Source organism: Serratia sp. SSNIH1 (assembly GCF_002935055.1).
In the GTDB taxonomy this organism is placed as follows: Bacteria; Pseudomonadota; Gammaproteobacteria; order Enterobacterales; family Enterobacteriaceae; genus Serratia; species Serratia nevei.
The window spans coordinates 2,855,022-2,875,132 of the sequence record NZ_CP026383.1 but is presented as its reverse complement, the minus strand read 5'-3'; the positions used below and the strand labels follow the sequence as shown (position 1 = coordinate 2,875,132).

Here is a 20,111-nt window from a genome sequence, read left to right as displayed (position 1 = left end):
GCCGTTGCGGTTATTTTAACGCGATGCAAAGCGGTCAGACCCATTCCGCAGGCCACCCGACAAACTTGAAACGATAACCATTCTCAATTATCATCCGCGCATCTTTTTGACCAGCAATGCGAAAACCATGTCCGCCACCGCTTCCGCACCGCACACCGCGCTGTCGCGCCTTTACGCCACCCACCATGCCTGGTTGCAGGGATGGCTGCGCAGGCGGCTGGGCTGCGCTTTCGACGCGGACGACGTGGCGCAGGACACCTTCATGCGCCTGCTGAAAAGCGACGCCGCGGCGACCCTGCGCGAGCCGAAAGATTTTCTGGTCACCGTCGCCAAACGGGTGATGGTCGATCTGTTTCGCCGCAGAACGCTGGAGCGCGCCTATCTGGAGATGCTGGCGCTGATCCCGGATGGCTATGCCCCGTCGCCGGAGCAGCGCCAGAGCCTGCTGGAAAGCCTGCAGCAGATAGACGCCATGCTCGACGGCCTGGGGCCGAAGGTGAAACAGGCCTTCCTGCTGTCGCAGCTCGAAGGCCTGGGCTATGCGGACATCGCCGTGCGCCTCGGCGTGTCGATCAGCTCGGTTAAAAAATACATGGCCAAGGCCACCGAGCATTGCCTGCTGTTCAGCCTGGAAAACGACGTTTTCTCATGAGCAACGCCATCACCCCCGAGCAGCGCCAGGCGCTGAAGATGGCCGCACACTGGTATGCCCTGCTGTGCGATGAGCACGTCACCGACCGCCAGCGCCAACAGTGGCAAGCCTGGCATCAGCAGCATGACGATCACCGCTGGGCCTGGCAGCGCGTCGAAGCGTTGCAGAGCCAGCTGCAGGGCGTGCCGGGCAAGTTCAGCTACCGCGCACTCGATCGCGCCGGCCGCCAATCGGCGATCGATCGCCGCACCCTGCTGAAGAGCCTGCTGCTGTTGCTCGGCGTGGGTGGCAGCGGCTTTCTTTACCAGTCGCCGCTCGGCCGGGAGCTGCGCGCCGACTACCGCACCGCCACCGGCGAGATCAAACCCATTGTATTAAGCGACGGCACCCAGCTGGTGCTGAACACCGCCAGCGCGGTGGACGTGCATTACGACGATCGCCAACGGCTGATCCGCCTGCACGCCGGGGAAATCAGCCTGGTTACCGGACGAGACCCCCGGCCGCTGTGGGTGCAAAGCCCGCAGGGAGCGATGCGCGCGCTCGGCACCCGCTTTTTGGTGCGTGAGAGTGGCGGCGAGACTCGGCTGACGGTGCTGGAGCATGCGGTCGAAGCGCAGCTGGCGCAGGACGCGCGGCAAACGCGCCGGGTGGAGGCCGGAGAACAGATCGGCTTCAGCGCCACGGCCTTCAGCGAAAAGCAACCGGCTGCGGCGGAGGACGGCTGGCTGCGCGGCGTGCTGAGCGTCAGCCAGTGGCGGCTGGACCGGGCGATCGCCGAACTGGCGCGCTACCGGCGCGGCCACCTGAGCTGCGATCCGGCCGTCGCCGGCCTGCGCGTCAGCGGCAGTTTCCCGCTCAGCGATACCGATCGCGCCCTCGCCCTGCTCCGCCAGACCCTGCCGGTGCGCCTGCAGAGCTTTACCCGCTATTGGCTGCAAATCGTCCCCGCCTGAATCCCTTTAAATGAAAATGATAAAAAATCGCATTCTTGATTATCCCTTTTGCTTTGCTCATCCGACTCCCAGGAAAACACTGCAGCAATAAATAAAAAATGATTCAGGAGAAGGTATGAACAACGCTTGGGGAAAGGGAGCGCCGGCTTCGCTTTGGGGAAAACGGGCCACGCCGCTGGCCGTGGCCATGGGTCTGGCCTTCGCCGCACCGCTGACGGCGAGCGCCGCCAGCGCCGCTGCAACCTACCACATTCCGGCCGGTGAGCTGGACGGCGCGCTGAACGCGTTCGCCGCGCGCGCCGGCATCGCGCTCTCGGTGGACGGCACGCTGACCGCCGGTAAACGTTCGCCGGGCCTGAGCGGCAGCTACGGCGTCGATGACGGCCTGAACGCCCTGCTGGCCGGCAGCGGCCTGCAGGCTAAGGCGCTCGGCAACCACGGTTACACGCTGGCCAAACTGCCGCAGCCGCAGAAAAAAGAAGAAGACATCACCGTGGTCGGTGACTGGCTGGCGGAAGGCCGTCAGGTAGACGTGTTCGAACATCCCGGCGCGCGCGACGTAGTGCGCCGCGAAGAATTCGCCAAAACCGGCACCACCACCGTGCGCGAAGCGTTGAACCGTGTGCCGGGCGTGGTGGCGCCGGAGAACAACGGCACCGGCAGCCATGACATGGCGCTGAACTTCGGCATTCGCGGCCTCAACCCGCGCCTCGCCAGCCGCTCCACCGTGTTGATGGACGGCATCCCGGTGCCCTTCGCCCCTTACGGCCAGCCGCAGCTGTCGCTGGCGCCGGTCTCGCTCGGCAATATGGATGCGATTGACGTGGTGCGCGGCGGCGGCGCGGTGCGTTACGGGCCACAGAGCGTCGGCGGCGTCGTCAACTTCGTCACCCGTGCCATCCCGAAAACCTTCGGCATGGAGGCCGGTATGCAAGGGCAGCTCAGCCCGACCTCGCGCCAGGATCACCCGAAAGGCACCGGCAACCTGATGATCGGCGGCACCGCCGACAACGGCCTCGGCGCGGCGCTGCTCTACTCCGGCACCCGCGGCAGCGACTGGCGCGAACACAGCGCGACCAAGATCGACGACGTGATGCTGAAAAGCCGTTACGCTCCGAACGAGGTGCACACCTTCAACAGCCTGCTGCAATACTACGAAGGCGAAGCGGACATGCCGGGCGGCCTGAGCCGGGCGGACTACAACGCCAACCCGTTCCAGTCGACGCGACCGTACGACAAGTTCTGGGGCCGGCGCCAGCTGGCGAACTTCGGCTATCAGTATCAGCCGGATCAGCAGCACAAGTTCGACGTGCAGAGCTTCTACACCTACACCCTGCGCAGCGGCTATTTGGATCAGGGCAAAAACCTGACGCTGTCGCCGCGCGAATACTGGGTGCGCGGCGTGGAACCGCGCTACAGCCAGAGCTTCCGCTGGGGCGATTCGGCCCATGAGGTCGGCGTCGGCTACCGCTACGTCAGCGAATCCACCCACGAACTGCGCTACACCAGCAAGGCCGGCACCGGCCGGCTGCCGTCCACCGCCAGCCCGTACGATCGCGACACCCAGTCCGGCACCGAGGCGCACGCCTTCTATATCGACGATCGCATCGACATCGGCGACTGGACCATTACGCCGGGCATGCGCTACGAGTACATCAAGTCGTATCAGAACAACTACATCAAGAACAACCGCCTCGACGTCAGCTATAACGCGCCGCTGCCGGCGTTGAACGTGATGTATCACCTGAACGAATACTGGAACCTGTACGCCAACACCGAAGGCTCCTTCGGCACCGTACAGTACAGCCAGATGGGTAAAGCGGTCGACAGCGGCAAGATTGAACCCGAGAAGGCGCGCACCTGGGAGCTGGGCACCCGCTACGCCGGCGATGCGCTGACCGGTGAGATCGGGCTGTTCCTGATCAACTTCAACAACCAGTACGACTCCAACCAGGTGACCGACAGCGTGACCGCGCGCGGCAAAACCCGCCACGCCGGGCTGGAAGGCAGCCTGCGTTACGATCTGTCGCAGCTGACGCCGAAACTGGACGACCTGACCGCCTACGCCAGCTACGCCTACGTCAACGCCACCATCCGTGAAGACGGCGGCTACAAGGGCAATCAGGTGCCGTTCTCGCCGAAGCATAAAGGCACGCTGGGGCTGGACTACACGCCGGGCAACTGGGCGTTTAACCTTAACGGCGAGTTCCAATCCAGCCAGTTCGCCGACAACGCCAACACCGTGGCGGAAAGCGCCGACGGCAGCACCGGCCGCATTCCCGGCTATATGCTGTGGGGCGTGCGCGCCGCCTATGATTTCGGCCCGGAAATGGCCGGTCTGAATCTGGGCGTCGGCGTGAAAAACCTGTTCAACCACGAGTATTTCACCCGCGCCTATGACGACAATAACAAAGGTCTGTACGTCGGCCAGCCGCGCACGATCTATCTGCAAGGCTCGGTGAAGTTCTGACACTCAGCGGCGGGCGCACCTCATCGCGCTCGCCGCCTCACTTATAGCGTGACATTGTCACCAAGCCCATTCTTTCCATCTTGCCCAAGCGACGAAAAATAAGTCGCTTCTGCCGCCAATGCGCGTAATATCGACGATCCGCCCTAATTTATAGGCGCGGATTTTTTGCCGTTCTGGCCTGAAAAGCGAGGGAAAATAAGATGAATCATAATGACCTTTCTCAGTGCCGCGTGGACACCGACCGTTTGTTGATTGCCCCCTTTACCGCAGCAGACGCCGACGATGTTTACCAGGCGATCACCCCCACTCTGACGCGCTTTATGACCTTTGAGCCGGAGGCGTCGCCGGAAGATTTCGCCAACGTCTGGCAAGGCTGGCTGCCGCTGATGCGCGAAGGTGAAGAAGTGATCTTCGTCGCCCGCCGGCGTGAAGACCGGCAGTTCGTCGGCGTCGGCGGCGCGCATAACCTGCGCAGCCACACCCCGGAGCTGGGCATCTGGGTGAAAGAGGGCCTGCACGGCCAGGGCTACGGCCGCGAAATCGTGCAGAGTATCGCGCGCTGGGCCACCGAGCGCTTTCAGCCGCCGCACCTTGTCTACCCGGTGGCCGAACAGAATACCGCCAGCCGCCGCCTGGCCGAGTCGCTGGGCGGCGTGCTGGCCGGCCGCTGCGAACGCGTCAAGTATGACGCCGTGGTCTACCACCTGCCGCCTCAACATTGATCCGCACCGTGCCACGGCCCGGCTTGGCCTTTTTTTCTCTGCGCCGCGATAACCGCTGCCACTGCCTGCGGGTTTGTGCTAATGATAGAGGCATGTAGGGTAAAAACAGTTGAGGAACAGCAACATGATTATTTTTGTTACCGGCGCCACCTCCGGTTTCGGCGAGGCCATTGCGCGCCGTTTTATCCGTGAAGGCCATCAGGTGATCGCCGCCGGGCGCCGCCTTGAGCGTCTCGAAGAGCTGCAGGAAGAACTCGGGCAAGCGCTGCACATCGTGCGGCTCGACGTGCGCAACCGCGCCGCCATTCAACAGGCGATCGAAGCACTGCCGGCCGAGCTGCGCCAGATCGACGTGCTGGTGAACAACGCCGGGCTGGCGCTGGGGCTGGAGCCGGCGCACAAGGCCAACGCCGATGACTGGGAAACCATGATCGACACCAACGCCAAAGGGCTGGTGAACATGACGCGTGCGCTGCTGCCGGCCATGGTCGAGCGCAACGTCGGCCATGTGATCAACATCGGCTCCACCGCCGCCAACTGGCCCTACGCCGGCGGCAACGTGTACGGCGCCACCAAGGCGTTCGTCAAACAGTTCAGCCTGGGCCTGCGCGCCGATCTGCACGGCACGCGCATCCGCGTGACCGATATCGAGCCGGGCCTGGTGGGCGGCACCGAATTCTCCAACGTGCGCTTCAAAGGCGATGACGGCAAGGTCAACAAAACCTACGAAGGCGCCGATGCGCTGACGCCGGAAGACATCGCCGAGTCGGTGTTCTGGGTCGCGACGCTGCCGGCGCGCGTCAACATCAACACGCTGGAAATGATGCCGGTCAGCCAGTCCTTCGCCGGGCTGAACATCCACCGCGGCGCCTGATCTCCAACGGCGGGAGGCGACTCCCGCCCTGTTTCCTCAGGCCGCACGCCAGCCGGAAACGATGATCAGCATGCCCACCAGCGCCACCCCGGCGCCCACCCAGTCCAGCGCGGACAGCTTCACCCCGTCCACCACCCGCAGCCACAGCAGCGCCGTCGCCACATACACGCCGCCATAGGCCGCGTAGACCCGCCCGCTGGCCGCCGGATGCAGCGTCAACAGCCAGACAAACAGCATCAGGCTCAATGCCGCCGGCAGCAATAGCCAGGCGCTGCCCTGCTTCTTGAGCCAGAGATAAGGCAGGAAACAGCCGATAATTTCGGCGAGCGCAGTGGCGAAAAACAACAGCGTGGTTTTTAACATCGGTCGCAGTTTTCTCTCGGTAAATTAAACGAATCGGCGCTTGGCTGGTGAATTCCAGGAACGCAGTGGTATATTTGTCACCACGCCTGCGGGCGAGGTAACGCCAGTGTCGCCATCATCAGGCGCACTCACTCATAAGGATGAAACGATGAAAACATTTTCGACCCAACGACTGCTACGCGGGATGCTGCCGGTCGCCATGCTGGCCGTCATGGGCGCCTGGCAGGCGCCGGCGCTGGCCGCCACCTGCACTCAGGGCAGCACCTGCGTCACCGTCGATGGCAAAGGCAGCGGCGCGATGAGCACCGAAGAAGCGCGCCAGAGCAAAGAGCAGTGGAATGATACCAAAACCCTGCGCCACAAGGTTAACACTCGCGTCGAGAAAGAGTTCGACAAGGCCGATCGCGCGGCGGATGACGAAGACCGCTGCAACGACAGCAACAACGTCAACGCGTACTGGGAGCCGGACACCCGTAAATGCCTGGATCGCCAGACCGGGCGTCGGATTATTCCTTAATCCGCCTGCGGCGGGCGGGCAAGCGTGAAACCCGGCCGCCGTTACTGCTATCCTGTTACAGGAAGTCCATTGTCTAAAAGGATGACGTGATGAAAAAAACGCTGATATTAACCGCTGTATTGCTGGCCGGCGCGCCGTTGGCAGCCCTGGCCTCCTGCGAAAGCGTGAAAGCGGACATTTCGCAAAAAATCATCAATAACGGCGTTCCGGAGTCCGGCTTCAAACTGGAGATCGTGCCTAACGATCAGGCCGATCAGGCCGGCGGCCAAGTGGTCGGCCACTGCGAAAACGACACCCAGAAGATCGTCTATACCCGCCTGAACAACGGCGACGATCGCGGTGACGCGGCGCAGACCGGCACCAGCCAGGACACCTCCAACGCGCAGTAAGCCGCTTCGGCTACCCAGGGCGCGCAACATCGCGCCCTTTCCTTTTCCCTTAAGCCTGCTCCGCCTCTTCCTCTTCGCCCTGCGGTCGACAACGCGCCGGGATCAGCATCGCCGCCGCCAGCGCCAGCAACGACACCAACGCCGACACCAGGAACACCCAATGCAGCGAAGCCGCCACCTGCTGGATAAGCTGCGCCAGCGCTTCGCTCCCCATGCTCTGCCGCACCGCCGGCTCCATCAGCCGCTGCACCGGATCGTCGATTTCCGGCAAACGCCACTGCAGGTTGAGGTTCAGCGTGGCGCCCAGAATGGCGGTGCCGATGGCCGAACCCACCATGCGGGTAAATACCGTACAGGCGGTGGCGATGCCGCGAATGCTGTAATGCGCCGCGTTCTGCACCGACACTAAAAACGTGGTGTTGCACAGCCCCATGCCGGCGCCGACCATAAACGCCGCCACCCGGCCCCACAGCAGGCCGCCGTTCGGCTGCAGCATCAGCAGGATCAGGCCGCCGGCCACCAACAGCAGCGCCCCCAGCAGCGCCGTCGCGCGATACGAGGTCATCAGCATCAAACGGCCGCTCAGCGTGCTGGCCAGCGGCCAACCGATCGACATCAGCGCCAGCGTGGTGCCCGCCTCCAGCGGCGAGCCGCCCATCACGCCCTGAATGAAGGTGGGCAGGAAGGCGCTGATGCCCATCATCGCCGCGCCGATCACCAGCCCGCCGATGTTACCGGCGACGATCACCCGGCTTTGCCACAGCGCCAGCGGGAACAGCGGTTCGACCGCGCGCCGCTCCTGGCGGACAAGCAGCGCCAGCGACGCCGCCGCCAGCGCGAGCAACGGCGCCACCCACCATCCCAGGCTTTCCATCTGCAACAGCGCCAGCAGCAGCGCCGAAACGAACAGCGTCAGCCAGGCGGTGCCCGCCAGATCCAGCGCGTGCCGCCGCAGCTGCTGATGCGCAGGCAGATAGCGCCAGAGGAAGAACATCGCCAGCAGGCCGATCGGCAGGTTGACCCAGAACACCAGCGCCCACGGCAGATGCTGGACGATAAACGCGCCCAGCAGCGGGCCGATGATCGCCGACACGCCCCATACGCTCGACAGGTAGCCCATCACCTTCGGCCGCTCGGTGGCGCTGTAGATGTCGCCGATGATGGTGGAGGCGATCGGCATGATGGCGCCGGCGCCCAACCCTTGCAGCAGACGGAAGCCGATCAGCCAATACATGTCGGGGGCGAAGCCGCACAGCACCGATCCCAGCAGGAACAGCGTAGCGCCGAAGAAGAACACCCGCTTGCGGCCGTAGAGATCCGCCAAGCGGCCGTAGATGGGGATGGTGATCGCCTGCGCCAGCAAATAGACCGCGAACACCCACCCCAGCAGCGAGAAGCCGCCGAGATCGCCGATGATGGTCGGCATGGCGGTGGCGACGATGGTGGCTTCGATCGCCGACATGAACATCGCCAGCATGCAGGCGATCAGAATCAACGGGCGGTGGGCGATGGGTGCGGGTGAAACGTTATTTGTCATGGCGTTATGCAGGTTTCCTGGCGTTTTTATTTTCCATGAGTATATCAGCAAGCGCCTGCGCCAAGTCTATCCGCCCTCACATCCTGCCTTTGCCGGCGGCGAATCGCACCATTTGGACTGATTGTTACGGCGTAACGTTTTGCTGCGGTTTTTTTTCACTTTCCCCGCATCCCAGCGCTGACGCGGGCTGAGGCGCCGATCCGCGTAATCTCAATTTGATTACCGGCGCCGTGATGATCAGCCTGCTGGCGATCGTTCTCGATTGGTTATTGCACCGCTTGCAAATTGCGCTAACGCCCAAGGGGATCCGTTCATGATTAAATTGGAAAATCTGACCAAACAGTTCATGCAGAAGAACGGCACGCCGTTCAACGCCGTCGACAACATCAATCTGGACGTGCCGGAAGGCGAAATCTGCGTGCTGCTCGGCCCTTCCGGCTGCGGCAAAACCACCACGCTCAAGATGATCAACCGCCTGATCGAACCCACCGGCGGCACCATTCTGATCAACGGTGAAGACACCAGCGCGCTGGATACCGTCAGCCTGCGCCGCAAAATCGGCTACGTCATCCAGCAGATCGGTCTGTTCCCCAACATGACCATCGAGGAAAACATCACCGTGGTGCCGCGCATGCTGGGCTGGGACAAAAAACGCTGCCACGATCGCGCCGAGGAGCTGATGAGCATGGTGGCGCTGGATCCCAAGCGCTTTTTGCACCGCTACCCGAAAGAGATGTCCGGCGGGCAGCAGCAGCGCATCGGCGTGATCCGCGCGCTGGCGGCCGATCCGCCGGTGCTGCTGATGGATGAACCCTTCCGCGCGGTGGATCCGATCAACCGCGAAACCATCCAGAACGAGTTTCTCGACATGCAGCGCCAGCTGAAAAAGACCGTGATGCTGGTGAGCCACGACATCGATGAAGCGCTGAAGCTCGGCGATCGCATCGCGGTGTTCCGCCAGGGTAAAATCGTACAGAACGCCAGCGCCGATGAGCTGCTGGCGCGGCCGGCGAACGAGTTCGTCGCCTCCTTTGTCGGCCAGGACCGCACGCTGAAGCGCCTGCTGCTGGTGCAGGCCGGCGACGTGACCGATCAGCAACAAACGGTGACGGTGCGGCGGGAAACGCCGCTAGTGGAAGCGTTCGGGCTGATGGACGATATCGACGCTCGCTCGGTGACGGTGGTGGACGCCGACGGCAAGCCGCTGGGGTACGTCAAACGCCGCGAGGCGCGCGGCGCGCCGGGCGTCTGCGCCGACAGTCTGCACCGTTTCCGCGTCACCGCCCGTGCGGAGGAGAACCTGCGCGTGGTGCTGTCGAAGCTGTACGAGCACAACACCTCCTGGATGCCGATCGTCGATGAAGACGGCCGCTACAGCGGCGAAATCTCGCAGGATTACATCGCCGACTACCTCAGCTCCGGCCGCACGCGCCGGGTGCTGACGCCGCAATAACTCACTCAGGGGCGCTCACCGCCCCGCCCACGCCGCAGTTTGCTAAAGATTCACTGGTCATCGGCCGGAGCGCCAAGCACAATGCGCTGATGACCCTTTGATTTTTCTCACGACGCCGCCCACGCATGAAAAGATTGGTCCACCTGCACCACTATCGCGCCCTGTTGCGCAGCCTGTTTATCGCCGTGTTCATCGGCGTCGCCGCCGCTCTGGCGGTGTGGCTGTTCCACCGTTCGATGATTGGCCTCGAGTGGCTGCTGCTCGGCAATGCCGACGGCAGCCTGGTGGCCGCCGCCGCCGCGCTGCCCGGCTGGCGGCGCGCCCTCACTCCGGCGCTGGGCGGCCTGGCGGCGGGCCTGCTGCTGTATATTCACCAGCGCTACCGCCACCAGCGCCCGGCGGCGCCCACCGACTATATGGAAGCGATCGAGACCGGCAACGGCAAGCTGGACACCGGTGCCAGCCTGGTGAAGTGCCTGGCGTCGCTGCTGGTGGTGTCGAGCGGCAGCGCCATCGGCCGTGAAGGTGCGATGATCCTGCTGGCGGCGCTGGTGGGCTCGCTGTTCGCTCAGCGCTTTACGCACGAGAAAGAGTGGAAACTGTGGGTGGCCTGCGCCGCCGCCGCCGGGATGGCCAGCGCCTATCATGCGCCGCTGGCGGGCAGCCTGTTTATCGCCGAGATCCTGTTCGGCACCCTGATGCTGGCCTCGCTCGGCCCGGTGGTGATCGCCGCGGTCAGCGCCCTGCTGATGACCAACCTGCTCAACGGCGGCCAGGCGCCGCTCTATCTGGTGACGCCGCTCGCCGCCCCCTTGCCGACGCAATACCTGCTGATGGCGCTGGTCGGCGTGGTGGCCGGCGCCGGCGGGCCGCTGTTTTTATGGCTGATGACCGCCACCGGCCATGCCTTCCGCTCGCTGCGGTTGAAGCCGCCGTTGCAGCTGGCGCTGGGCGGCCTGATCGTCGGGCTGCTTTCGCTGCTGTTCCCGCAGGTATGGGGCAACGGTTACAGCGTGGTGCAGGCGCTGCTGATCGCGCCGCCGGGGGTGCTGCTGCTGGGGGCGATTCTGGTGTGCAAACTGTTGGCGATCCTTGCCAGCAGCGGGTCGGGCGCACCGGGCGGGGTCTTCACCCCGACGCTGTTCGTCGGCGCCGCGCTCGGTTCGATCATCGGTCAGCTGTTTGGCCTGTGGCCGGGCATGGATACGGCGGTGCCGCTGCTGCTGGCGTTGGCCGGCATGGCTACCCTGCTGGCCGCCACCACCCATGCGCCGATCATGGCGGCGCTGATGGTGTTTGAAATGACCGGCGAGTACGCCCTGCTGCCCGGCATTCTGCTCTCGTGCGTGATCGCCACCACCGTGTCGCGCGGCCTGCGGCCGGTGTCGGTGTATCACTCGGCGCCGCCGCCCAAACGCGAGGCTTAGAACTCGCCCTGCTGCAGGATTTTCCTGAACTGCGGGCACTGCAGGTGCTCGGGTTCAGGGCAATCAACCAGGTGGTGCAGCCCGTCGCGTACCTGAATCAGGCGCTGGATATGGCGATCCAGCTCATCCGCCCGCGCCGCCAGCAGCCCGCGATCGAGCGCTATCTTGCCCCGTTCGTCAAACAAGGCGCTCATCTCGTCCAGCGTAAAGCCGGCCAGGCGCGCCAGCGCGATCAGCCGCAGTTGGTCAAGCACGCCGGCGGCGTATTGGCGACGCAAACCGTGGCGGCCCGTCGACGCGATCAGCCCTTTCTTCTCGTAATGCCGCAGCGCGGAAGGCGCGATCCCGCTCAGGCGCGCCACCGCGCCGATATCCAGTTCTTTTGCCATTGACTTGAAGCCGACTTTAAGTTGCACACTGTGCGCACATTATCACGTCACTGAGCCAAGGACACCCCTATGACCCCCGATCTGTTAGTGCGCATCCTGTTAACCGGCGCCGGCGCCACCCTCTGCATGGATCTGTGGGCGCTGCTGCTGAAGCGGCGCTTCGGCATCCCTTCTCTCGATTATGCGCTGGTGGGCCGCTGGTTTCTCGGCATGTTCGACGGCCGCTGGTTTCACGCCACCATCGTTACGGCGCCGCCGCGCCGGGGGGAGAGAACAATCGGCTGGATATTGCATTACGCCGTCGGCATCGCGTTTGCCTTTATCCCGATCGGTTTGGCGGGCATCGGGTGGTATACGGCGCCGGAGCCGCTCATCGCGCTGTTGAGCGGCTGGCTGAGCCTGGCGGCGCCGTTTCTGGTGATGCAGCCCGCGCTGGGCTTTGGCGTGGCGGCGGCGAAAACCGCCTACCCGCGAAAAGCGCGGCTCCTCAGCCTGCTCACCCACACGGTGTATGGGCTGGGCCTGCTGATCGCCGCCCGGCTGTTGGCGGCGCTGTGCGCCTAGAGCGGGCTTACAGCAGCGTGGAAATATCGAGGTAGTGCGCCAGCTCGCGCTGCTCCGCGCGTGGCAAATAGGGAATTTCACCCAGCAGCGGCGCGGGAATGCGCTGCTGCAGCGCCGCGATGGTTTCGGCATAGTGCGCCAACCCCGGGTTGATGCGGTTGGCCACCCAGCCCAGCAGCGGCAGGCCGTCGTTGATGATCGACTGCGCGGTCAGCAGCGCGTGGCTGACGCAGCCCAGCTTGATGCCCACCACCAGCACCACCGGCAGCTGTTCCTGCACCACCCACTCGGCGTAAGGCCGCAGATCGTTCATCAGCACCCGCCAACCGCCGCTGCCTTCCACCACCACCGTGTCGGCTTTGACGGAAAGATCCCGCAGACCGCTGCTCATCACGCCATAGTTGATGTCCTCGGTCGCATGCGCGTGAAACACCTCATCCAGGCAGGTGATGGGATTGATCTCCTCGTAGGACAGCGGCAGGGTTGAAGATGCCTGCAACACCAAAGCGTCTTTATTGCGGATACCCTCGCTGGTTTCCTGGCAGCGTGCGGCGATCGGCTTGTAGCCGGCCACCGAACGGCCCTCGGCGGCCAGCGCCTGCATCAACCCGCGGGAAACCACGGTTTTACCGACGTCGGTATCCGTGCCTGTCACAAATAAACGCTTCAACATGAATAAAATGCCCCAGAATGCCCCGTTAACAATGTGTCGCCGCACCGGCGGCGAAGAAGTCTTTCGGAAAAATTCTAGGGGATGCTGCCACGTAGGGGCTTGAGGTAGCTCAATCTTTTGCGGGATTATTAAGAAGTTCTGATGTTAGCCCTGCAGCAGCTGTACCAGCAATGAACCGTTGTACAGCGCCTCTTTCACCAGCGCCGCACCGGGCATGGTGCCCTGATTGAAGAACTGCGTGGATTCGACCTTGACCTGCTCGCTGTAGGCCGGCAGCGCCTGTTGGCGAATGCAGGAGGCGATGGCCGGGTGCAGGATCTCCGCCGCGCGGTTGAGCGGCGAGCCCACCAGGATCTTCTCCGGATTGAACAGGTTGACCATGATTGCCAGAATGCGCCCCACGCTGTGCCCAACGCCGAGAATGATGTCCCGCGCCAGCTGATCGCCCGCCAGCGCGGCGTCGCACAGTGATTCGACGGTCAGCGGCGCGCCGTGCAGGCTGGAGCTCATCGAACCGCTCAGCCGCTGCTGGGCGATCTCCAGCATGTTCTCAGTGCTGGCCACGGTTTCGAGACAGCCGTGGTTGCCGCAGTAACAGCGTTTGCCGTAGGGATCGACCTGGGTGTGGCCGATCTCCACCACGCTGTGGCTGCCGGCGTGCAGCACATGGCCGCCGGTGATCACCCCGGCGCCGACGTTGTGGTCGATCACCACCTGAATGACGTTCTGGCTGCCGCGCGAGGCGCCGTACAGCGCCTCGGCCATGGTCCAGGCGCTGATATCGTGCTGCAGGTAAACCGGCAGACCGGTGCGGGTTTCCAATGCCGGGCCGAGCGGCATCTCCAGCACGTCGTAAAACGGCATGCGGTGCACCACGCCGGACTGCACGTCGATCATGCCCGGCAGCGTGATGGCGATCGCCGTCAGCCGCTCCAGCTTGCTTTGGTGGCGGATAAAGAATTGGTCGACTTCGGTCAGGATGCGTTTCAGCAGCGGTTCGGGGTGTTCGGCCGCCAGCGGCAGCTGCTCCTCAACCACCAGTTTGCTGCTGAGATCGCGCAGCGCCAGCGTGATGCTGCCGCGGCTGATGCGGGCGGACAGGTAGTGCCAGGCCTCGGTGTCCAGCACCAGCCCCACCGCCGGGCGGCCCCGGCTGCCGATTTCCTGGTACTCGGTTTCCTTGACCAGATGGGCTTCCAGCAGTTCGCGCACGATCTTGGTGATGCTGGCGGGCGCCAGCTGTGCGCGTTTTGACAGTTCGATGCGCGAAATCGGGCCCAGTTGATCGATTAGCCGATAAACCGCCCCCGCATTGGTCTGCTTGATTTGATCGATATGCCCAGGCTGCCCAACCGCAATCACAAACCTGCTCCTACTATTTTTCGCGCTTCTAAATAAAGACTAGGGGTTATGGTGGGGCTTTTGTCATACAGCGTCAACTATTTGATTCGTTATGTGATTTGCTGCACAAATTCCTCGCAATTTCAGCGTGAATTGATTTTTATTTGCCCAAGCTCAACGTCATTTCAGCATCAACGCCATCAGCGCCTGCGCGGCGGCGGTCAGCGGCCGCCGGCGGTGATGCACCAGCCACACTTCGGTGGTGGCGTCGGGCTCCGCCAGCGGCAAATAGCGCACGCCGTCCACCCGCACCCGGGCAAATGAGGCCGGCAGAATCGACACCCCTAACCCGGCGGAGACCAGCCCGATGATGGTCATCGCTTCCCCCACTTCCTGGGTGATGTACGGGGTAATGCCTGCCTTGCCGAGCAACAGCAGTATTTCGTCGTACAACGCGGTGCCCACTTCGCGCGAGAAGAACACGAACGGCTCCTGCGCCAGATGTTGGAAACGCAGCGCGCCGCCGGGCGTTTCCGCCAGCGGATGCCCTTCCGGCACCACCGCCACCAGCGGTTCCCGCAGCAGCAGCTGATAGTGCAGCACCTCCGGCAGCCGCGTATTGCGCATTACCCCCAGATCCAGCTCACCGTTCAACAACGGTTCGATCTGCTGTTTGGTGTTGATTTCGCGCATTTTGATATGCACCTGCGGGGAGTGCTGACGAAAGGCGCGCAGGCTGCGCGCCACTACGCCGATAAAGGGCGCGGAAGAGGTAAAGCCGATGGTCATTTCCCCCAGCTCGCCGCGATCCAGACGCGCCGCCTTTTCCGCCGCGCGCCCGACCTGATCGAGCACCTGGTAGGCTTCTTTGAGGAACATCTCTCCGGCCTGAGTCAAACTGACGTTGCGGTTGTTGCGCGCCAGCAGCCGCGCGCCGACCATCTCTTCCAACGCCTGGATTTGCTGGCTGAGCGGCGGCTGGGAGATCCGCAGCCGTTCGGCGGCGCGGCCAAAATGCAGCTCCTCCGCCACGGCGATAAAGTAACGCAGGTGTCTCAATTCGATATTCATATTTAAAACGTCTTAATTTGAATTATTAATATATTAGACAAAAAATTCACCGCTCCCTATCATTTTGTTATCTGTAAAGTGTCTGTTTATCTCCCCGAAGTTCGGTAAGGAAACGCTGTGACAACCCCTGTGCGTTCTGCGGCCGCGATGCCGTCGACGCTGGCCGCCAACGATGACGCGGCCGCTGCGCCAAAAGTAAAACGCTCTACCCTCAACAACAAACTCCCCTATATCGAACGCGGCACGCCGCAGTTTATGCGCGTGACGCTGGCGCTGTTTTCCGCCGGGCTGGCGACCTTCGCGCTGCTCTACTGCGTGCAGCCGATCCTGCCGGTGCTGTCGCAAGATTTCGGCGTATCGCCGGCGGAAAGCAGCCTGTCGCTTTCGGTCTCCACCGGTCTGCTGGCGATCGGCCTGATGTTCACCGGGCCGCTGTCCGACGCCATTGGCCGCAAGTCGGTGATGGTGGTGGCGCTGCTGCTGGCGGCGGTCTGCACGCTGATCTGCGCCTTTATGACCAGCTGGCACGGCATCTTGCTGATGCGCGCGCTGATCGGCCTGTCGCTGAGCGGCGTGGCGGCGGTCGGCATGACCTACCTCAGCGAAGAGATCCACCCCAGCTTCGTCGCCTTCTCGATGGGGCTGTACATCAGCGGCAACTCGATCGGCGGCATGAGCGGCCGCCTGGTGACCGGGGTGTTGACCGACTTCTTCTCCTGGCGCGTATCGCTCGGGGTCATCGGCCTGTTCGCCCTCGCCGCCGCCTGCATGTTCTGGCGCATCCTGCCCGCCTCGCGGCATTTTCGCGCCAGCTCGCTGCGCCCGCGCACCCTGCTGATCAACTTCAAGCTGCATTGGCACGATAAGGGCCTGCCGCTGCTGTTTGCGGAAGGGTTCCTGCTGATGGGCAGCTTCGTCACCCTGTTCAACTACATCGGCTATCGCCTGCTGGCGGATCCTTACCACCTGAGCCAGGCGATTGTCGGCCTGCTGTCGGTGGTGTACCTCACCGGCTCCTACAGCTCGCCCAAAGCCGGTGCGCTCACCTCGCGCTTTGGGCGCGGCCCGGTGCTGCTGGCCTCGATCGTGATTATGTTGATCGGGATCCTGATTACCGCGCTGCCGCAGGTGCCGGCTATCTTTATTGGCATGATGCTGTTCACCGCCGGTTTCTTCGCCGCCCACTCGGTGGCCAGCAGCTGGATCGGCCGTCGTGCGCGCCGCGCCAAAGGCCAGGCGTCGTCGCTGTATCTGTTCTGTTATTACGTTGGATCCAGCGTGGCCGGCACCCTCGGCGGCGTGTTCTGGCACAGCTTCGGCTGGCATGGCGTGGCGGCGTTCATCAGCCTGATGCTGCTGCTGGCGCTGCTGGTGGTGCATTACCTGAAACGCCTGCCGGAAGCGGCCCGTCTCTGAAAAGAAAAAGCCGCGGTGGTTTGCCGCGGCTCGTCATGCCAGTGCCTGTGATTATTGGCCGGTTTTCCAGCGGGTGCGCAGGTACTCCACCGCCTTGTCCGTTTGCGGCTCAGTCAGATAACGCTGCCGGAACAGTATCGTCCCCCCCATCCCCGGCAGGCTCTCGTTGAGATCCAGCTGCCTCTTCAGCTCGGGGACGCCGCCATCGATGGTCCAGGCCGGCTCGCTGGCGGCAGGCGTACCCACTTTATACAGCGCCACCCCGGCATAGAGCCGGACCGGCGTGCCCTTCACCACCTCGGCCCACCAGTTGGCCAGCACGTCGTAGCGGACAATTTCACGATCAAAAGGCCAATACAGCTGCGGCGCGATGTAATCGAGCAACCCCAGTTTGACCCACTGACGCGTATCGGCATAGGCCGTATCGTACGATGGCGCGCCGGCCCGCGTCGCCGAGCCGTCAGGATCGTCCGCCTGGTTTCGCCAGACGCCCGCCGGGCTGACGCCAAACGCAACCGCAGGCTTCAATGCTCGGACGGTGGCTGAAACCTGTTTTATCAATTGCAGCGTGTTGTCCCTGCGCCAGGCGGCTTTGTCTGCAAATCCTTTGCCGTATGCGCGATACGTTCGTTCATCATCCAGCGGCGATTGCGGCGTTTCGTAATAGAAATAATCGTCAAACTGAATGCCGTCGACCTCATAGTTTTTGACAATTTCAGCCACCACGCCGGTGATCCAGTTGCGCACGTCGGGCAGACCGGGATCGAGCACGAAGCGCTCGTTGGCGGTACGAATCCAGTCGGGATGCAGCGCATAGACGCTGGCCGGCGGCGACTGCAGCGTATGATTGAGTGCGTCAATCGTTTGTGGACGGGTATTCATAGAAACCCGATAGGGATTCAGCCAGGCATGCACGTTGATGCCGCGCCGGTGCGCTTCTTGCAGCATAAAGGCCAGCGGATCGTAACCCGGATCCTGGCCCACGGTGCCGGTCAAGACTTCTGACCAGGGCAAGATATTTGAGCGCCACAGAGCCGTGCCGTCCGGTTTAACCTGAAAATACACCGCGTTAATCCCGGTTTTCACCATCTCGTCCAGCGCGTCCGTCAGCCCCTGTTTCTGCAGGCGAACCCGCTCTTGCGCGGTTTCCGCTTTCAGGGAGGCCGCCGGCGGCCAGTCCAGGCCAATGACCGTGGCCAGCCAGATGCCCCGCATCGGTGTTATCGGCGGCGTCGGTTGCGGGGGCTTCTCCGGTTCGGGCGGCTTGGCGCATCCGCTCACGCCCAGCATGGCGGCCATCAACAGCCATCCGCCTAATTTTGTTACGCCTGTCGGCATTCTGGTTCTCCTTCCGTGAGTGACGGTTATCCCATGTCGTTGCGTGCAGAGCAAGAAACTGCCCGCTTTCTCAACGCTATCAAGCTATCGGCGTCGCCCTGTTCAGACGACGCCGGTGTCCTTATCCCATTACCAGCTCAGCCCCGTCCCGCGAGGGAACGCCACCTTGCCCGTATTGGTTTCCACATCGTAGTCATGCCAGGTGTTGACCGGCAGTTTTCCGTGCGGTTTGATTTTACCCGTCAGCACCTGCGCCAAAGAGACCATTGAAGGGCCACGCCACACGCCGCTGTCATACCCGTAGTAGGAGTACGTGGCGACGGCCGCCTCCACCTCGGCGGCATAGTTCACAATATCGTAAGGGGCGCGCAGTGAGAGGTGAACGCGTTTTTTCCCCTGCTCGGCGGCGTATTTCAACCAGCCCGGATAAGGGCTGCTGTCATTACCCGCTCCGGTTGCGGAGGTAACGACCCCATCCTGTTCAGCCGGCGTAAAGCGGGTTGAGAGGGTTCCGAGCAAGAACACGTCGCAGCCGGCAATATGTTCCCTGACCTGGGCGTCGCTCAGCTCCGTTTCCTTCGCGGCAACGACGTTCTGATACCCTTCCTGCGCCATCACGCGCGCAATGCCGTTGGCCTGCTCGCCCCACGGCGTCAGAATAAAGTAGCGCAGCGCCTTGTCCTTTAACGGCAACAGACTGTGGTGGTTGATAACCACGGTAATGGAACGATCGGCGATGCGTTTTTCCAGCTTGTGCGCTGACGACGCAATATCGTTAGAACACGACCTATCGCTATGGCCCATCAGGCTATGGCGTAATTTCAGGCGCAAAATTCGCTCGACCGAGGCATCGATATCGGCCTCGCTGAGATGCCCCGTTTTCACTCTGTCCGCAAGGTACCGGATCAACGCCGGCAGCAGGCTCGCCTGGGCCGGCGAGGCGATGCTGACAGGCATCAGGGCAATATCCACCCCGGCGGCAAAGACGTTTTCAGCCGCCCCTTGCTGGCTGAAATGCTCGGCAATCGCGCCCATATCCAGCGCATCTGAAATCGTTACGCCCGCATACCCCAATTCATTGCGCAGGATCTGGGTCTGAATTTCATGCGACATGGTGGCCGGCACGGTGATTTTTTCACCGCTGCGGGTATCTATCTGGCGGTTATCCAATGCCGGATATTGAATATGCGCGGTCATGACCATATCCGGCGCCGCGCAGCGATCGATGGCCTGCTTGTAAGGGGCGATATCGATGGCAAAAGCCTCTTCCCGCGAGCGATCGACGCGCGGCAAACCGGTATGCGAGTCGGTGGAGGTGCTGCCATGGCCGGGGAAGTGTTTATACGCGGTGATCAGCCCCTGGTGCTTCATGCCCGCCACCATTTTCTCTGCCAGACGAGAAACGGTATTCTTATCATCGCTGAAGGCGCGAACGTTAATCACCGGGTTGAACGGGTTGGTGTTGACATCCACGACCGGGGCAAAGTTGGTATTAATATGCAACGCGCGCATATCCTGGGCCATCAGCTTGCCCTGTTCAACGGCGAGCTGTTCATCCGCGCCCCCTTCAATCGCCGCCGCCAGCGCCATATTGCCGGGGAATGAGGCATAGTCGCCGCGCGGCAGCCGGAAAACGTTACCGCCTTCGTTATCCGTGCCAATAAACAAACGAATGCCCGCGTGGGTTTTCATCGCGGCATACCAGGCCGTCAACGTGTTGATCTGCTGCTTGTCTTTAAGATTATTGGCGAACAGGATCACCCCACCCACGTGGTTATCGGCGATCAGCTTGCCAATGGCTTCATCGGGGACGGCCATATCCTGATTGCTGCTACCGTTCCGATCCCAGTAGCGAAAATCCAGCATGATTTTTTGCCCGATTTTCTCTTCCAGCGTCATGTTTTTGACTTTCTGTTTAATATCCACAGTGAACCTCCGTTTAAAGCACCCGTTAATGACAGA

General features: G+C 62.6%; 19 protein-coding genes and 1 pseudogene. 12 read left to right on the top strand and 8 right to left on the bottom strand.

What is annotated here, in order from left to right; translation table 11 throughout:
• The first annotated feature begins 127 nt into the window (after nt 1-127).
• The 5 genes from fecI (at nt 128) to ydfG (ending at nt 5,671) form a co-directional block, all read left to right on the top strand.
• The gene (fecI, locus tag C3F38_RS13950; protein ID WP_055312381.1) at nt 128-652 is read left to right on the top strand and encodes a ferric citrate uptake sigma factor FecI; all 525 of its coding nucleotides are present in this window, start codon (nt 128-130) and stop codon (nt 650-652) included.
• Complete coding sequence (fecR, locus tag C3F38_RS13945; protein ID WP_055317348.1) at nt 649-1,605, top strand: ferric citrate uptake sigma factor regulator FecR; 957 nt, start codon at nt 649-651, stop codon at nt 1,603-1,605. Before fecI ends, fecR begins: the two co-directional genes overlap by 4 nt.
• 115 nt (nt 1,606-1,720) lie before the next feature.
• On the top strand, nt 1,721-4,075 hold the full coding sequence (gene fecA / locus C3F38_RS13940; RefSeq protein ID WP_055317349.1) for a TonB-dependent Fe(3+) dicitrate receptor FecA: 2,355 nt from the start codon (nt 1,721-1,723) through the stop codon (nt 4,073-4,075).
• Between the two features lie 200 nt (nt 4,076-4,275).
• Nucleotides 4,276-4,797, top strand: a complete 522-nt coding sequence (locus tag C3F38_RS13935; RefSeq protein ID WP_055312383.1) for a GNAT family N-acetyltransferase — start codon at nt 4,276-4,278, stop codon at nt 4,795-4,797.
• A gap of 124 nt (nt 4,798-4,921) precedes the next feature.
• Nucleotides 4,922-5,671 (top strand): bifunctional NADP-dependent 3-hydroxy acid dehydrogenase/3-hydroxypropionate dehydrogenase YdfG, encoded by a 750-nt coding sequence (gene ydfG / locus C3F38_RS13930; protein ID WP_016927858.1) that lies wholly within the window; start codon nt 4,922-4,924, stop codon nt 5,669-5,671.
• 36 nt (nt 5,672-5,707) lie between these two features.
• On the opposite strand, the gene C3F38_RS13925 is transcribed toward ydfG, so the two are convergent.
• Complete coding sequence (locus C3F38_RS13925) at nt 5,708-6,034, bottom strand: YnfA family protein (RefSeq protein WP_025302721.1); 327 nt, start codon at nt 6,032-6,034, stop codon at nt 5,708-5,710.
• A gap of 148 nt (nt 6,035-6,182) precedes the next feature.
• On the opposite strand from C3F38_RS13925, the gene C3F38_RS13920 reads away from it, so the two are divergent.
• Both C3F38_RS13920 and C3F38_RS13915 read left to right on the top strand, forming a co-directional pair.
• Complete coding sequence (locus tag C3F38_RS13920; RefSeq protein ID WP_038873959.1) at nt 6,183-6,551, top strand: DUF1283 family protein; 369 nt, start codon at nt 6,183-6,185, stop codon at nt 6,549-6,551.
• 89 nt (nt 6,552-6,640) lie between these two features.
• Nucleotides 6,641-6,940 carry a DUF1161 domain-containing protein gene (locus C3F38_RS13915; RefSeq protein ID WP_038873956.1) on the top strand — a complete coding sequence of 100 codons (300 nt, stop codon included), beginning with the start codon at nt 6,641-6,643 and terminating at the stop codon, nt 6,938-6,940.
• A gap of 49 nt (nt 6,941-6,989) precedes the next feature.
• On the opposite strand, the gene C3F38_RS13910 is transcribed toward C3F38_RS13915, so the two are convergent.
• Nucleotides 6,990-8,477 carry an MDR family MFS transporter gene (locus tag C3F38_RS13910; RefSeq protein ID WP_055312384.1) on the bottom strand — a complete coding sequence of 496 codons (1,488 nt, stop codon included), beginning with the start codon at nt 8,475-8,477 and terminating at the stop codon, nt 6,990-6,992.
• 215 nt (nt 8,478-8,692) lie between these two features.
• Between C3F38_RS13910 and C3F38_RS13905 the strand changes: the two are divergent.
• From C3F38_RS13905 to clcB, 3 genes and pseudogenes are all read left to right on the top strand, one after another.
• Nucleotides 8,693-8,794: pseudogene (locus tag C3F38_RS13905) on the top strand (choline ABC transporter permease); the annotation flags it as partial.
• Nucleotides 8,791-9,930 (top strand): osmoprotectant ABC transporter ATP-binding protein OsmV, encoded by a 1,140-nt coding sequence (gene osmV / locus C3F38_RS13900; protein WP_055317350.1) that lies wholly within the window; start codon nt 8,791-8,793, stop codon nt 9,928-9,930. The pseudogene C3F38_RS13905 and the gene osmV, both read left to right, overlap by 4 nt.
• A 125-nt stretch (nt 9,931-10,055) precedes the next feature.
• Nucleotides 10,056-11,357 carry a voltage-gated ClC-type chloride channel ClcB gene (gene clcB / locus C3F38_RS13895; protein ID WP_055312386.1) on the top strand — a complete coding sequence of 434 codons (1,302 nt, stop codon included), beginning with the start codon at nt 10,056-10,058 and terminating at the stop codon, nt 11,355-11,357.
• Here clcB and C3F38_RS13890 read toward each other — a convergent pair.
• Nucleotides 11,354-11,746 (bottom strand): helix-turn-helix domain-containing protein, encoded by a 393-nt coding sequence (locus C3F38_RS13890; RefSeq protein ID WP_048233642.1) that lies wholly within the window; start codon nt 11,744-11,746, stop codon nt 11,354-11,356. The two genes, clcB and C3F38_RS13890, sit on opposite strands and share 4 nt — an antisense overlap.
• A gap of 69 nt (nt 11,747-11,815) precedes the next feature.
• Between C3F38_RS13890 and C3F38_RS13885 the strand changes: the two genes are divergently transcribed.
• Nucleotides 11,816-12,310, top strand: a complete 495-nt coding sequence (locus tag C3F38_RS13885) for a DUF2938 family protein (protein WP_055312387.1) — start codon at nt 11,816-11,818, stop codon at nt 12,308-12,310.
• A gap of 7 nt (nt 12,311-12,317) precedes the next feature.
• Here the strand turns inward: C3F38_RS13885 and bioD are convergent, their stop codons facing one another.
• From bioD to C3F38_RS13870, 3 genes are all read right to left on the bottom strand, one after another.
• A complete protein-coding gene (gene bioD, locus C3F38_RS13880) occupies nt 12,318-12,983 on the bottom strand; it encodes a dethiobiotin synthase (protein ID WP_038873941.1) in 666 nt (221 codons plus the stop codon).
• A gap of 144 nt (nt 12,984-13,127) precedes the next feature.
• Entirely contained in the window at nt 13,128-14,345 is a 1,218-nt protein-coding gene (locus C3F38_RS13875) for an ROK family transcriptional regulator (protein WP_055317609.1), read from the bottom strand.
• A gap of 159 nt (nt 14,346-14,504) precedes the next feature.
• Nucleotides 14,505-15,395: a LysR substrate-binding domain-containing protein gene (locus C3F38_RS13870; RefSeq protein ID WP_055317608.1), complete on the bottom strand. Its 891-nt coding sequence runs from the start codon at nt 15,393-15,395 to the stop codon at nt 14,505-14,507.
• 147 nt (nt 15,396-15,542) lie between these two features.
• Between C3F38_RS13870 and C3F38_RS13865 the strand changes: the two genes are divergently transcribed.
• Entirely contained in the window at nt 15,543-16,811 is a 1,269-nt protein-coding gene (locus C3F38_RS13865; RefSeq protein WP_170310523.1) for an MFS transporter, read from the top strand.
• Between the two features lie 51 nt (nt 16,812-16,862).
• Here the strand turns inward: C3F38_RS13865 and C3F38_RS13860 are convergent, their stop codons facing one another.
• Nucleotides 16,863-18,110 (bottom strand): glycoside hydrolase family 10 protein, encoded by a 1,248-nt coding sequence (locus tag C3F38_RS13860; RefSeq protein ID WP_369916751.1) that lies wholly within the window; start codon nt 18,108-18,110, stop codon nt 16,863-16,865.
• A 168-nt stretch (nt 18,111-18,278) separates the two neighbouring features.
• Nucleotides 18,279-20,075, bottom strand: a complete 1,797-nt coding sequence (locus C3F38_RS13855) for a glycoside hydrolase family 3 protein (protein WP_055317607.1) — start codon at nt 20,073-20,075, stop codon at nt 18,279-18,281.
• Nucleotides 20,076-20,111 lie beyond the last annotated feature (36 nt).

Excerpts from the sequence above, each read along its gene's own strand:
- C3F38_RS13860 (WP_369916751.1), bottom strand. The coding sequence starts at position 18,110 with ATGGCCGCCATGCTGGGCGTGAGCGGATGCGCCAAGCCGCCCGAACCG.
- fecR (WP_055317348.1), top strand. The coding sequence starts at position 649 with ATGAGCAACGCCATCACCCCCGAGCAGCGCCAGGCGCTGAAGATGGCC.
- C3F38_RS13920 (WP_038873959.1), top strand. The coding sequence starts at position 6,183 with ATGAAAACATTTTCGACCCAACGACTGCTACGCGGGATGCTGCCGGTC.
- ydfG (WP_016927858.1), top strand. The coding sequence starts at position 4,922 with ATGATTATTTTTGTTACCGGCGCCACCTCCGGTTTCGGCGAGGCCATT.
- fecI (WP_055312381.1), top strand. The coding sequence starts at position 128 with ATGTCCGCCACCGCTTCCGCACCGCACACCGCGCTGTCGCGCCTTTAC.
- C3F38_RS13870 (WP_055317608.1), bottom strand. The coding sequence starts at position 15,395 with ATGAATATCGAATTGAGACACCTGCGTTACTTTATCGCCGTGGCGGAG.
- bioD (WP_038873941.1), bottom strand. The coding sequence starts at position 12,983 with ATGTTGAAGCGTTTATTTGTGACAGGCACGGATACCGACGTCGGTAAA.
- C3F38_RS13915 (WP_038873956.1), top strand. The coding sequence starts at position 6,641 with ATGAAAAAAACGCTGATATTAACCGCTGTATTGCTGGCCGGCGCGCCG.
- C3F38_RS13890 (WP_048233642.1), bottom strand. The coding sequence starts at position 11,746 with ATGGCAAAAGAACTGGATATCGGCGCGGTGGCGCGCCTGAGCGGGATC.
- C3F38_RS13935 (WP_055312383.1), top strand. The coding sequence starts at position 4,276 with ATGAATCATAATGACCTTTCTCAGTGCCGCGTGGACACCGACCGTTTG.
- fecA (WP_055317349.1), top strand. The coding sequence starts at position 1,721 with ATGAACAACGCTTGGGGAAAGGGAGCGCCGGCTTCGCTTTGGGGAAAA.
- clcB (WP_055312386.1), top strand. The coding sequence starts at position 10,056 with ATGAAAAGATTGGTCCACCTGCACCACTATCGCGCCCTGTTGCGCAGC.
- C3F38_RS13910 (WP_055312384.1), bottom strand. The coding sequence starts at position 8,477 with ATGACAAATAACGTTTCACCCGCACCCATCGCCCACCGCCCGTTGATT.
- C3F38_RS13865 (WP_170310523.1), top strand. The coding sequence starts at position 15,543 with ATGCCGTCGACGCTGGCCGCCAACGATGACGCGGCCGCTGCGCCAAAA.
- C3F38_RS13885 (WP_055312387.1), top strand. The coding sequence starts at position 11,816 with ATGACCCCCGATCTGTTAGTGCGCATCCTGTTAACCGGCGCCGGCGCC.
- osmV (WP_055317350.1), top strand. The coding sequence starts at position 8,791 with ATGATTAAATTGGAAAATCTGACCAAACAGTTCATGCAGAAGAACGGC.
- C3F38_RS13925 (WP_025302721.1), bottom strand. The coding sequence starts at position 6,034 with ATGTTAAAAACCACGCTGTTGTTTTTCGCCACTGCGCTCGCCGAAATT.